The organism is Streptococcus ovis DSM 16829, from assembly GCF_000380125.1.
Classification (GTDB): Bacteria; Bacillota; Bacilli; order Lactobacillales; family Streptococcaceae; genus Streptococcus; species Streptococcus ovis.
In genome coordinates, this window is the sequence record NZ_KB904563.1 from 125,911 (window position 1) to 138,257 (window position 12,347).

12 protein-coding genes are annotated in these 12,347 nt (G+C 39.2%); 1 reads left to right on the forward strand and 11 read right to left on the reverse strand.

Going from position 1 to position 12,347, the window contains the following annotated elements; all coding sequences use genetic code 11:
- Positions 1-29 precede the first annotated feature (29 nt).
- The 6 genes from A3I9_RS0102235 to A3I9_RS0102260 form a co-directional block, all read right to left on the reverse strand.
- Positions 30-836 (reverse strand): Cof-type HAD-IIB family hydrolase, encoded by an 807-nt coding sequence (locus A3I9_RS0102235; protein ID WP_018377461.1) that lies wholly within the window; start codon positions 834-836, stop codon positions 30-32.
- Entirely contained in the window at positions 833-1,675 is an 843-nt protein-coding gene (locus tag A3I9_RS0102240) for a Cof-type HAD-IIB family hydrolase (protein ID WP_018377462.1), read from the reverse strand. The genes A3I9_RS0102235 and A3I9_RS0102240 overlap by 4 nt, the downstream gene beginning before the upstream one ends.
- 78 nt (positions 1,676-1,753) lie before the next feature.
- Positions 1,754-2,917, reverse strand: a complete 1,164-nt coding sequence (locus A3I9_RS0102245; protein WP_018377463.1) for a hypothetical protein — start codon at positions 2,915-2,917, stop codon at positions 1,754-1,756.
- A 3-nt stretch (positions 2,918-2,920) separates the two neighbouring features.
- Complete coding sequence (locus A3I9_RS0102250; RefSeq protein WP_018377464.1) at positions 2,921-3,964, reverse strand: alpha/beta hydrolase; 1,044 nt, start codon at positions 3,962-3,964, stop codon at positions 2,921-2,923.
- Positions 3,965-4,089: 125 nt separating this feature from the next.
- Positions 4,090-5,382, reverse strand: a complete 1,293-nt coding sequence (locus tag A3I9_RS0102255; protein WP_026217291.1) for a CapA family protein — start codon at positions 5,380-5,382, stop codon at positions 4,090-4,092.
- Positions 5,383-5,463: 81 nt separating this feature from the next.
- Positions 5,464-6,405 carry a dihydroorotate oxidase gene (locus A3I9_RS0102260; protein ID WP_018377466.1) on the reverse strand — a complete coding sequence of 314 codons (942 nt, stop codon included), beginning with the start codon at positions 6,403-6,405 and terminating at the stop codon, positions 5,464-5,466.
- A 207-nt stretch (positions 6,406-6,612) separates the two neighbouring features.
- Between A3I9_RS0102260 and gdhA the strand changes: the two genes are divergently transcribed.
- On the forward strand, positions 6,613-7,959 hold the full coding sequence (gene gdhA, locus A3I9_RS0102265) for an NADP-specific glutamate dehydrogenase (protein WP_018377467.1): 1,347 nt from the start codon (positions 6,613-6,615) through the stop codon (positions 7,957-7,959).
- A gap of 63 nt (positions 7,960-8,022) precedes the next feature.
- Here the strand turns inward: gdhA and A3I9_RS0102270 are convergent, their stop codons facing one another.
- The 5 genes from A3I9_RS0102270 to A3I9_RS0102290 all read right to left on the reverse strand — a co-directional run bounded on the left by A3I9_RS0102270 (position 8,023) and on the right by A3I9_RS0102290 (position 12,224).
- Positions 8,023-8,739, reverse strand: a complete 717-nt coding sequence (locus A3I9_RS0102270; protein WP_018377468.1) for an AAA family ATPase — start codon at positions 8,737-8,739, stop codon at positions 8,023-8,025.
- A 53-nt stretch (positions 8,740-8,792) separates the two neighbouring features.
- Positions 8,793-9,641, reverse strand: coding sequence for a mechanosensitive ion channel family protein (locus A3I9_RS0102275; protein WP_018377469.1), 849 nt, complete (start codon positions 9,639-9,641; stop codon positions 8,793-8,795).
- An 84-nt stretch (positions 9,642-9,725) separates the two neighbouring features.
- Entirely contained in the window at positions 9,726-10,982 is a 1,257-nt protein-coding gene (locus A3I9_RS0102280) for an MFS transporter (RefSeq protein WP_026217292.1), read from the reverse strand.
- Between the two features lie 76 nt (positions 10,983-11,058).
- Positions 11,059-11,772: a hypothetical protein gene (locus tag A3I9_RS12965; RefSeq protein WP_018377471.1), complete on the reverse strand. Its 714-nt coding sequence runs from the start codon at positions 11,770-11,772 to the stop codon at positions 11,059-11,061.
- Positions 11,773-11,777: 5 nt separating this feature from the next.
- Positions 11,778-12,224 (reverse strand): LytTR family DNA-binding domain-containing protein, encoded by a 447-nt coding sequence (locus A3I9_RS0102290; protein WP_018377472.1) that lies wholly within the window; start codon positions 12,222-12,224, stop codon positions 11,778-11,780.
- Positions 12,225-12,347: the final 123 nt, after the last annotated feature.

Below are 12,347 nucleotides of genomic sequence, written 5' to 3' on the forward strand. Positions count from 1 at the left end.
CTGACTGATTGCACCTGCGTTTTTGCTTATTACTGTTCTTCTCTAAGGAGCTGTTCGATTATCTGGAAAACACCCGAGGCATCATTTGAAGGAGCTAAAAATTTGGCGGCAGAAAGGACAGAGATCGGACTACCCTCCATGGCATAAGAATGCGCAGCATACTCTAACATTTCCAAGTCATTGTCACTATCTCCAAAAACCATCATTTCATCCGGGTTAATTCCCCATTTTTCTCCCAGATATGCCAAGGCTGTCCCCTTATTGACATCTGGAAGGACAATATCAATAAAGTGAAACCCGCTGGATACCGCCTTGACTTGCCCTTGACCAAGATGATTAATGTCCGCAACAAGGGTTGGAATATCCTGACCAGGTACATCTAATGTTAGGATGGTAAACTGGTCATCCGGCAAATCCAATAGGCTTGGAATTTCACGCCAAGCATAATTGTGTTTTTTGATAATGTTTTTGAAATCCGAATCTGCCTCCTCTTCAAAATAAAGGGCTTCAAGTCCCGCCACTGAACAGCGAGCCAACAAGTCTTTCTCTGCAAATAAGTGCAGAATATTTTCGACTACTGTGCGGTCAAAAGAGTGGCAATCAATCCGCTGCCCCTTTTCAAAAATCTGAGCTCCAATCTCTGATACAATCACGATATCGTCTAGATAACCCTCAAAGAAACTCCGAATCTGCTGGTATTGATTCCCAGAAATCGCAACCAGACGAATCCCCTTCTCTTTCAAAAGAGGAAAAAGACGAGCAAAGTGGGCACGATCATAATTATTTTGAGAATTTAAAAAAGTCCCATCCATATCAAAACCAATCAGACGAATCATTTCTTCTCCCTTTCTACTGCTACCAAATAGGCTTCAATGGTAGTCAATACCGCTCCAGTATCATGGGAGGCAATTTGGTGTTTGGCTACTGATTTGATACGCTCAGTTGCATTTTCTACTGCATAAGAATGACCAACCAACTCTAGCATTTCCTTGTCATTGTCGCTGTCACCAAATGCCATCACCTGGCTAGGATTTACATTCAAATGGTCTAAAACCCGTTTTAGCCCCCAAGCCTTATGAATGCCCTCAGGCAGGATATCAATACTTCCATAGCCGCTGGTAACTGCTACTAATTTCCCAGCAAAAAACCGATTAAATGCTGTCACAACCTCACCCAGCTGCTCCTCTGGTATCCACATTCCCATCTTATAGAAAGAGCCTTGCGCTAATAAATCACTCAAATCTGGCACATAACGTATCCGACTTAAAAAGGCTTCCATCTGTTCTTTGGCAATGATCAACTGATGATCAAATGGCTGATTCGCCCCCTCCGCCATGTAAATCCACTCATCATTACTTAGCATAAAGCAATAATCTTTTACCCTATCTTCTAGGTAATTCAACGTTTCTTGAATCAATGATGATTCCAATGGTTTTCGATAGAGAGTCTGACCGTTCTGATACAAGTGGCTTCCATTTTCAGCTACAAAAATCAAGCGATTTTCAAATCCTTCAAATATTTTCAGAAGTCGCCCCATCCCATTGCCACTGGCTACTACAAAGCGGATGTCATGTGTTTCCAAAGCTGATAGAACACGTTCAAAACGAATTTTATCAAACGCTCCTTGATTGTCTAAGAAGGTCCCATCCATGTCCGTAGCGATTAATTTAATCATCTATTCTCCTACCCCTTTATTTTAATTCTTCTGAAGGCATTCAGCTGTTTTAGTATACTTCATAAGTGCACCCTTCTCTTACAAGTTCAATACCCAACCTACTAATTTTATCAAGACATATAGGAATGTAATACCAAGTAAAAACATGATTGGCATCCAAAAAATTGACTTATCCCTCTCTTTAGAAAAACTATAGCTTGAAAAATTTCTAAAATTGATACCAATATAAAATATTCCAAAAAATAAAATGGATAAAAACAGTGAGATAGACTTTTTATGAACAATCATTATCAAAAGAACAATAACAATTATTAACAAAAACAAAGAGGCTGACGTTCCTTGACTGACTGCATCGATTTCTTTTGCCGATTTTGAATTTGCTGAAACATAAGAAAATAGTGTTAGAAAGATGACAGGTAATAAAACGAATGGTGTAAATGTAATAGGTCGGTAATAATACAAAAAGTCCATATACATTGCCACTAAAAATAAGGATATAGTCGAAGTGTACCAAAAGTGTAGTAAATTTAAGTGAACATGCCAACGTTTAAAGGTGTATGTGGAAGGATTCTCAATATTTATATTTTGAATAAAATCTTGGTCAGTTAATTGATCATCTTTTTTTTGAATACTAAATATCTGCCAAAAACAAAATACCATCACTCCAGTAGGTATGATTTCGGTAAACATAACACGAATATCATCATTTTTAATTATTGTTAAGTTACTAGCACTCTGTAAAAATCCAGGTACAAATTTTAAATACAATAAAAAACTAATAACTACCATTGAACCCAAAACATTACATAATGCAGCGTATTTCATATAATCTGCCGAATAATCATACACACCTTTACCTTTGACATAATGCAGTCCTTCAAATTTCACAATCCTTCTTTTCTCATCTTTTGTTTTTGGCTGATAGTTCATCCTTTTTTGATACCTTAACAGGAACAGTTTCGACTCTACTATTCCTGCAATAACAGTAGAAATAGATAAAATTAATGAAAAAGCTGTCATTAGCAAAAAGAATTTTGAATTTTGTAATGACTTCAAAACTATTTGATCAAGAGATAATTCCATCCCATTGAAAATAATGATAATAAGTGGAACTAGCTTTCTAAAATAAATATTATTTTGGAGATAATGCTCTCCTTGTTTCTCAAAATAGGGAATCAAGCTCTCTTCAAATATAAAATCTACTATTACAAAAATAATTAGTGGAGAAATTATTTTTTGCATCCTCTACTCCTTACCAGTCAATGCATTTTCATAAAATTGGCTAATCGTTGCCATTAATTTTTCATCAACCTCACTCATCTTCCATAAATCAACTCTGTTATAAAATTTCTCAAACTCCTTTTCAGGAACTTCACCCCCAAATTTGTCTTTTAATTTAGCATACTGACTCCAAATATATAATGCATACTCGGCCGCTTCTTGGGTTAACCACAAAGTCATATGCTTATTACGAAATTCTTCATCCACTTCTAAAAATACTACCTGTGAATTTGTTATTTCGTCTTTAAAAGCATAGATACCAACTTGTTCAGCAGGTATTACCTCATCTTCAGATCCGAAGATTACTAAAATTGGTATGTTAGTGTTATTAATACTTTCAACAGCTATAGTATTGGCATCATTTCCAAAAACAAACCGATTTTGTAATGTTAAAAACGGAAATTCTAAGTATGCTAATGGACCTATTATTTTATTAGATTGATAAAGCATTAATTGATTTGGTGAATTAAAAGGTGCTAAGCTAACAACTGCATCAACATTTATATCTTCTGAAAGAATAGCAGTAACTGCATATCCCCCCATACTATGACCGTATAACAGTTTAGGTATATCTTTAAATCTCACATGCTCTTCCAAGAAACAAAGTGCTGATTTTACATCTAATTTTGTTTGCGACAATCCTCGGATACCAATACCTGTACTTGTTCGTGTTCCAGTCCCATCAAAAGCAAATACAGACCAACCTTGGTCTACAAAATACATGATAGATGTCAGATAGGTATCTGCTCCTCCTTCAATTCCATGGGCAAATATAATCACTCCCTTTTTAGAATTTCCATTATACAAGTACCCTGTCAAAATATTTTTCCCTGAAAAAAACTGAAACTGTTCACGTGGGTACTCTTCTTTCGGAATACTTGAATAGCTAATTTCAAGGTGATCTGCTCGTAAATCATTCCTATCAAAATATATTGAAAAAAAGAGTGTTGCTAAAAAAAGTGAGACTAAACAATAAACAACTACAATTCCACTCACCCATACTATCATTTTCTTCGCCTTATCATTTACCATATGCATTAAATTAAGTCATGTCTTGTTTAAACATTAAATAGTTTCCACTATTTGATAACATTGTTTTACATTAAATTTATACCATTCTCACATCTATTCTCCTACTCCTTCCAATTCAAGCCCATCAATTCCGTCATTTCCTGATAGGCAGTGTCAATGCGTTCTTGTGTTGCTGCATCTAGCTGATCTCGGTGCTTACCACCTGCGATAAAATCATCCAAGATATAGGTCTGATACGTATAAAGAGCTGTCCCATCTGGAGAATAGCGACCATTTGGCACACGATTGACCCAAGTCGGATGAGCCTGCGCTGTTTGAATGATGGTTTGCCCGTCTTTTTTCTCAATCGTTACATCCATCAAGACACCACGTTCTGTCCACTGATAGTTTGAAACACCTTCCATGGTTTCCATCCGTTGATTCGAAATAAAATTCCCCATGGAATAGACAATCAGCTTCTTCTGACCAGCTTTCTCAATGGTTTCCGTCGGCTCAGCCACATGAGGATGTCCTCCAAAGACCAAGTCCGCTCCCCAATCCACCATCTGACGGTAAAGAGTCTGCTGCTCCACTGTTGGCTCTAACTGATACTCAACACCCATCTGCGGCATAACAATCGTGATATCTGCTTCCTTTTCTGCTCGCTCAATTTCTGCTTGCATTTTTTCTGTATTCAAGTCAGACAAATAGCCCGCTTGTTCTTCCTGCGTCAAATTGCCTTCCATTCCATTGAAACCATAAGCATAGGCAAGTATGGCAATCTTGATGCCATTGACTTCTCGAATCTGTAAAGGAGCTGTTGCACGATTGCCTTCTGGGTAAACCCCTACTGTTGCAATCCCAGCATCCGTAAAAGCCTGCGAAGTTGAAATCAGACCATTTAACTGAGAATCCAGGATATGATTGTGGGCTAAATCAACTATATCATAACCTGCTTCCTTAATAGCCGCTACCACTTCTGAGGGTGCATTAAAAAGAGGATAGCCGGCAAGAGAAAATTCTGGTGAGATCGTTCCTTCAAAATCTGCTATGGCTAAATCCGCTTGCTCAATCCATGGTTTCACATAGGTAAAATTCTCTCGAAAATCATACAAGCCATCTGTTTGCTGGGCACTCATATAGAGAATATCGTGGTACAGTAAATCCCCATGGGCCATAATCCGTGCTGTCTGTGTTTGCTCCTTTGGTATCGAAGAATGTGATGAAGAAGAAGCTACAGTTGGAGACGCTTGAGAAAGTTTATTCCTCTTTTCCTGTGGCGACAGGAATGAGGAAATTGAAAAAACAACCACTCCAATGATGCCTAGAACAGTCAAACCTGCTAATCCACCTATTATCCTTTTTCTCCTTTGGTGCCGTCTTCTTTTTCCAATCCGATTCATCCTTTTCTCCATCTTGCAACCCCTTTCTTTTCTTTAGTATACCTTTTTTTAAGCAAACAAGCTAGAAAGAAAAAGACTGCTTAGGCAATCTTTTCACTTTTCGTCAATATAATGCAATTTTCCACGAAAATCTTCTATGGTTTCGTAGCCCTTTTCTTCCATAATAACCTTGAGTTCATCCGTAATCTGCTCAAAAGCAACAAGACCTTCCTTTTGAAGAGTTGTTCCTAATTGTACCATACTTGCCCCACATAAGATATGTTCAAAGGCATCGCGTCCTGTCAGAACACCACCTGTCCCAATAATTTGAATAGCAGGGTTCAGACGTTGGTAAAAGGCATGTACATTCGCTAAGGCAGTCGGTTTAATATACTCACCACCAATCCCGCCAAAGCCATTTTTTGGTTTGATAACAACGGTTTCATCCTCAATATATAAGCCATTTCCAATCGAATTCACACAATTGACAAATGTTAAAGGAAATTGATTGAAAATCGCTGCAGCTTGATCAAAATGAACAATGTCAAAATACGGTGGCAATTTGATTCCCAATGGCTTCGTGAAATAAGTAAACACTTCTCTCAGGAGGCTTTCTGTCGTATCAAAATCGTAAGCAATCTGCGGTTTACCAGGGACATTTGGACAAGAAAGATTTAATTCCGTTAAGCCTTTAAAATCACTAGCCTCAACAGATTTCAAAATCGTATGGGTTTCATCAGGCGACATACCAACTACAGACAAAATAAAGGTCCGCTCAGGCTCTGCTTCCTGTAATTCTAATAGATAATCTAGATAATAAGCCAAACCTTGATTGGGCAAGCCCATAGAATTAATAGAGCCTAAAGGCACATTCTGATAACGAGGTTCTGGATTGCCTGAACGATACTCTAAAGTAGCTGTTTTCGTCACAAATGTTCCCGCAGCTGAGGATTTGACAGCCGCTAATTCATCTTTGGTCATGCACCAAACTCCTGCAGCATTCATCAAGCAATTGCCAAATTCAAAACCACCTAGACTTGTTTTTGTCGAAACCATCGTATTTCTCCGTTTTTTTCTTTTTATTATATCATATTCATCTATTAATTTTCTATATTTCCGAACTTTTCCCTATTTTTTCTATATTTTTCTGACAATTTAATTTTTTACTTTACAAGCCTTTAGGATGGTGCTATAATATTCAACAGATAATATTGAATTGTCTGACAATTTAATAAATTAATCCTATTTAAAAGGAGTCATATAATGACCACTGCTAAAACTTACATCGAAACGAGCTTTGAAGCTGTAAAATCCCGTAATCCTCACGAAACTGAATTTCTCCAAGCGGTAAAAGAGTTATTTAACACTCTCGAACCTGTCTTTGAAGCCCACCCTGAATACATCACAGAAAATATCCTTGCGCGTATCGTTGAGCCAGAGCGCATCATCAGCTTCCGTGTGCCATGGACTGACAAAGACGGAAACGTCCAAGTAAACCGCGGTTACCGCGTCCAATTTAACTCTGCTGTCGGCCCATACAAAGGGGGACTTCGCTTCCACCCAACTGTTAATCAATCCATCTTGAAGTTCCTCGGCTTTGAGCAAATCTTCAAAAACGTCTTGACCGGTCTACCAATCGGTGGCGGTAAAGGTGGTTCAGACTTTGATCCAAAAGGCAAGACCGACGTTGAAATCATGCGTTTCTGCCAAAGTTTCATGACAGAATTGCAAAAACACATCGGTCCATCGCTTGATGTTCCAGCTGGTGATATTGGTGTTGGAGGTCGCGAAATTGGTTATATGTATGGTCAATACAAACGCCTTCGTCAGTTTGATGCTGGTGTCTTGACTGGTAAACCTCTTTCAATGGGAGGCTCTCTCATCCGTCCAGAAGCAACTGGCTATGGTCTTGTCTACTTCACAGATAACATGCTAAAAGCAAACGGAAAATCATTCGACGGACAAACTGTCCTCATTTCTGGTTCTGGAAATGTCGCTCAATTTGCTGTGCAAAAAGCAACAGAACTCGGTGCTAAAGTCATTTCTGTATCAGACTCAAATGGTTATGTCATTGATGAAACAGGTATCGACTTCGACCTTCTCTGCGACGTGAAAAATAACCGTCGCGCTCGTTTGACAGAGTACGCTGCTGAAAAAGCAACCGCTACTTACCACGAAGGGTCTGTATGGAATTATGCAGGTCATGCCGATATCGCATTGCCATGTGCTACTCAAAATGAAATCAATGGTGCACAAGCTGCTGCCCTCATCCAAAACGGTGTTTACTGTGTCGCTGAAGGTGCCAATATGCCAAGCGATCTTGATGCCATCAACACTTACAAAGCAAACGGCGTTCTCTATGGTTTGGCAAAAGCAGCCAACGCCGGTGGCGTTGCCGTATCAGCTCTTGAAATGAGTCAAAACAGCCTTCGTCTCTCATGGACTGCTGAAGAAGTGGACAATCGCCTCAAAGACATCATGGCAAACATCTTCAACACAGCCAAAGAAACAGCTGAAAAATACAACCTTGGTACAGACTACCTCGCAGGTGCCAACATCGCAGCCTTTGAACAAGTTGCGGACGCAATGATCATGCAAGGATTGGTATAAAAAAGCAAAAAGAGTTGGAAATCCAACTCTTTTTCCATTTTATCCAAATTGATTATATACTCTCTATTCTTTAAATAGTCGGTAAAACAGAGCCTGCCTATTGTTGATAAACATTTCTGTCACACGGAAACTGTCCGTTTCCTCATAGGTACATGCGTGAATCCCATTTTGGCCAAAAGAATAGATCGTTGCATTTGGAATTCCTAATAAAATAGGAGAGTGAGTCACAATAATAAATTGTGCTCCTTTTTTTGCGTAATCATGTATCTCCTTCAACAAAGTTAACTGTCGCTGTGGAGATAAGGCCGATTCTGGTTCATCAAGAAAATAGAGACTATCCGCTTGAAATTGCTCTTGAATCAGCATTAAAAAACCTTCACCATGTGAACGTTCATGATACTTGCGAGAAGGGTGTAGCCTATCCGCATAATACTCTTCTTGGGTTGCTACATTATAAAAACTTTCCGCTCTTAGAAAATAGCCCCACTTTTCCTTCCTCGCACCTTTCACAATCCGTATCGCATCATGTAGTTCCGAATGAGTATCATATGTAGAAAAGACATAATTTTTTGTTCCTCCTTCCGGATTAAAACCATGAGCCACTGCAATTGCCTCCAGCAAGGTTGATTTCCCACTCCCATTTTCTCCAACAAAAAACGTGATTGGCTGATAAAAATCCAATTTCTCAAGCCCCTGAAGGGCAGCAATTTCCCTCAAGTAACTATCCTGATCCACCTTATTCCAATCAAATAGAATACTCTGAATGATTTGATGATTCATATCACGTCCCTCTTTCAGCATATGTTTGCGATACCAAGATTCCTGTACTCCCTTTACTTCCCAGAAACCACGGTCAACAATGGCAATTCGATTCCGGCTTCGACCAGGGCTTCTTGATAAAGGGCATAGAATGTATGATAGATGGCATATTGCTGACCATTTTCCACAATCAGATTGACCCGATACGAAAACTGCCCATTTGGCGAGGTCTGAGCCCCCAATACAGTACAGCCTTTAATCTGCTCATGTTTTGGAATTTCACGTAAATTCACTTCTTCAATTACCTGGGAAACTTTCTCCAAATTAACCGTTGGATAAAGGGGAATATCAATCTGGGCCCGCATATCGCCACGGGATTTATTGCTAACAACTAAAATATTCCGATTGGGAATAAAATGCAGGGTTCCATCTGCGTCACGAACCTGCGTTGTCCGAATCCCAACGCTGACAATAGTCCCCTCCACTACAATCGGACCATTGGTTAAACGCACCACATCTCCTACATCAAATTGACGTTCAATGAGGATGAAAAAGCCGTTGACCAAGTCAGACAAGAAGCCCTGAGCTCCCATCCCGATGGCGACTCCAGCAATTCCAGCGCCCGCCAATAAGCTCGAAACAGGTAGGCCTAAAATACTTAAGATAGAATAAATCAAAATAAAATAAAGAGCATAATTCAGACTATTCTCAATTAAACGCATAATCGTTTTTTGTCGACCAATATCTCGGCTAGACAACTTCAACGATGGGGCTATGATTTTTCCTACTGATGTCCGAATAACTTTCTTTGCAATATAAAACACGATAGAAAGCAACAGTAGCGACAATCCTTTGTTGAAAAAGGTTGTCAAAATGGCTTCAACGTCAAATTGTGCGAGGTATTTTGTTAAAAAATGTGTCATATCCATCCTTCCTTCACGCTCTTATTATATCATAAAAAGGACGCGATTCTTTTATAAACGAAAAATGGCAGTAAGACAGGTATCTTACGCCATTTGCTGTATACTTTTTACATTATATAAAATGAGGAAGAGAGACACAATTAGAAACAAGAAAGCAATCTGTGTAGCCGACAAAAATAGTACCATCATCGAAACGAAGAATTGAGTGAAGACCACTCCTAATCGAAAATAGGTTGAAATCCCACCATCAATCGTCGCTAGTGTCTCTTCTGGTAGTCGATTATAAATCAAGGCCCCAAACTTTGGATTCACCGCTCCGGCAGTGATTCCGGTTGCAAAAAGACTTGCCATCATCCAGTAAGGTTGTCGGAAATAGAGAGCAAGAAAAATCAAACTCGTCCCAATACAAGCTAAACGAAGCAGGGTGAAAATATCTACCTTTTGTAACACATTCATGGTCAAGATACTGCCGAGGATATTCCCTACTGTCATACTTATGGTCAAGGTAGCGATGGTTGTCGCAGAATTGACAATGATAAAGTCTTTATGAGTACTCATCATCAAGAGACCAATTGTCCCTAAGACTGCCAGAATTCCATTAATAACAGGCACAATCACCATGGACATTTTTAATTCTGGAATGCGATTCATTTCTCTCAGAGCGAGTTTAAGACTGTGCCCTAATCCTTGAACCAGTTTTTTCTCCTGTCCCCCTTTATTATTTTCATCTATTTTCACTGGATGGTCGCGAAGCAATTTTTTTAGGGAAGGGGTAAGTCCCATCATGACCAAGAAAGAGACGAGAAAGGTCCCAGCATTGATAACAGCTAACTGCGTATACGTAAACCAGCCTACTAAAACTGCTGAAGCTGCTTGAAAGAAAATATTGAGCATAGCTGATACCGTCTGACGAAAAGCCATTGAAGTCTCGCGGTCTTCATTAGAGATAATCCGAAGGCTCAGTGGAATGTACAAACCGCTCTCATACTGACCGGCCATATCCGAGAAGACATTGATGATACTCACAACCACCACAATCCAAAGGGCCGGTGTAAAAGACATAATAAAACCAACCAATAGATAGAGTAGTACTCGAAAAATCAACGTTACTTTAATCGTCTTAATTTTATCTGGCGTGCGGTCTGACAAATAGCCCGTAACAAACCCTGTAAGGACCGGCAGCATTTCCGATAAACTAACAAGGGATAAGGCTAGTTTGGGATCCGGTAAGAGCAAAATATAATTCATCATGGCCAAATAATACATGATATCCCCAAAATTGGAGAGCATATCTGACGCCAAAACAGTCATGTATATCCGATTGTTTAAAATCTTTTTCATCTTCCTACCTCTATTTTTTGAATATTCTGATAATTTTAGTGTTATTTTTTAGAGCAGAAGCATCTGCCCTAAAAAACTAAATATAAATCACCTCAAGGCTACTAAATACAAAATCACCTGTCACAATCAACTGCTTCTCCGCAGGCATTCCGCTCGGCTGTGCTTTGATATTGCTAAACACCTGATCTCCAACAAACTCAACAGACCAGTCTTGAGGAACGTAGAGTTTGACAGATGAGAACACTGCATCGCCTGAATAGGTCCCCTTATCTCCGAGAATCAGCGCATTATCAAAATAGATGACTGTACTCGCAAAAACTGTATCTCCTGATACATCTACGAAATCTCCATTGATGTAGCGGGTTTTACTCCCAAAAATCGTATCTGAGTCAGACTTCTGGTAGTCACTGCCCTTTTCACCCACGTGCTCAAATACACGGTCTCGCACATGCTCACCAATCGATTTCTCTTTAATCTTGATAGTAGTAGAACGTCGTTTCGGCTTCCATACCAAACTAAATCCAATTCCCGCCAATACCGCTGCGAGAATCAACGTCCCTATGGAAATATCAAACCAATCAAATATGGAATTGACACAAGAGAAAGACAAGACGCCCAAAACACCAGCTCCAATCCATTCTCCATCAAACAGATTATTGAGAGCTAAAATCCCAAAGCCAAGTGCCCCAACCATCGGCCATAAAGGGAGCCCCTCTAAGCCAAGTGAATCTTTAAATACAATAACTATCGCTAATCCAATCAAACCGAATCCTAATAGTGTTTTTTTCATTTTATCTACCTCAATTCTTGTAGTTTTTCTTTCAGCAATTGGTAATAATGTCTGGAAACGTGTACTTGCTTATGGGTATCCACAAAGCAAATACTACTTGTTCCAGAGAAGGATTTATCCAGTGAATAGATAGCTTTAATATTGACAATAGTTGACTTAGCAACTCGACTAAAGATGGCTGGTAAATGTTCTTCCAGCTCATAGAGTTTCAACTTGACCTCATAGGCATTGTCCTTGGTGTGTCCAAAAATCTTACTACCATCCGTCTCAAAGAAAAGAATATCTTCTATTTTCAGGAAGTACTCACTACTTCCCTTGTAAAAAATCAGAGGTTTGCGATTGAGTTGTTCAAGTGCTTCTTGGATTTGTGTGATTTGTCCATCCAATCGTGCTGTTCGAATCACAACTTCTGCTTCATCACAACTGCTGTCTAATTCTATCCGAATCTTCATCGCGAACCTCCTTTTCATTTTCTATGTATCCATTATAGCAAGCCTTTTGAAAAAAACAAGGTCTTTTCAGTAAGTGGTGTATTTCAGTAAGTAAGTGGTAAAAAAGAGACCCCAAGTTTCCCT

What these genes read in the sequence shown, in the direction of transcription:
- A3I9_RS0102235 (WP_018377461.1), bottom strand. Translation starts at nt 836, where the DNA reads ATGATTCGTCTGATTGGTTTTGATATGGATGGGACTTTTTTAAATTCT.
- A3I9_RS0102240 (WP_018377462.1), bottom strand. Translation starts at nt 1,675, where the DNA reads ATGATTAAATTAATCGCTACGGACATGGATGGGACCTTCTTAGACAAT.
- A3I9_RS0102245 (WP_018377463.1), bottom strand. Translation starts at nt 2,917, where the DNA reads ATGCAAAAAATAATTTCTCCACTAATTATTTTTGTAATAGTAGATTTT.
- A3I9_RS0102250 (WP_018377464.1), bottom strand. Translation starts at nt 3,964, where the DNA reads ATGATAGTATGGGTGAGTGGAATTGTAGTTGTTTATTGTTTAGTCTCA.
- A3I9_RS0102255 (WP_026217291.1), bottom strand. Translation starts at nt 5,382, where the DNA reads ATGGAGAAAAGGATGAATCGGATTGGAAAAAGAAGACGGCACCAAAGG.
- A3I9_RS0102260 (WP_018377466.1), bottom strand. Translation starts at nt 6,405, where the DNA reads ATGGTTTCGACAAAAACAAGTCTAGGTGGTTTTGAATTTGGCAATTGC.
- gdhA (WP_018377467.1), top strand. Translation starts at nt 6,613, where the DNA reads ATGACCACTGCTAAAACTTACATCGAAACGAGCTTTGAAGCTGTAAAA.
- A3I9_RS0102270 (WP_018377468.1), bottom strand. Translation starts at nt 8,739, where the DNA reads ATGAATCATCAAATCATTCAGAGTATTCTATTTGATTGGAATAAGGTG.
- A3I9_RS0102275 (WP_018377469.1), bottom strand. Translation starts at nt 9,641, where the DNA reads ATGACACATTTTTTAACAAAATACCTCGCACAATTTGACGTTGAAGCC.
- A3I9_RS0102280 (WP_026217292.1), bottom strand. Translation starts at nt 10,982, where the DNA reads ATGAAAAAGATTTTAAACAATCGGATATACATGACTGTTTTGGCGTCA.
- A3I9_RS12965 (WP_018377471.1), bottom strand. Translation starts at nt 11,772, where the DNA reads ATGAAAAAAACACTATTAGGATTCGGTTTGATTGGATTAGCGATAGTT.
- A3I9_RS0102290 (WP_018377472.1), bottom strand. Translation starts at nt 12,224, where the DNA reads ATGAAGATTCGGATAGAATTAGACAGCAGTTGTGATGAAGCAGAAGTT.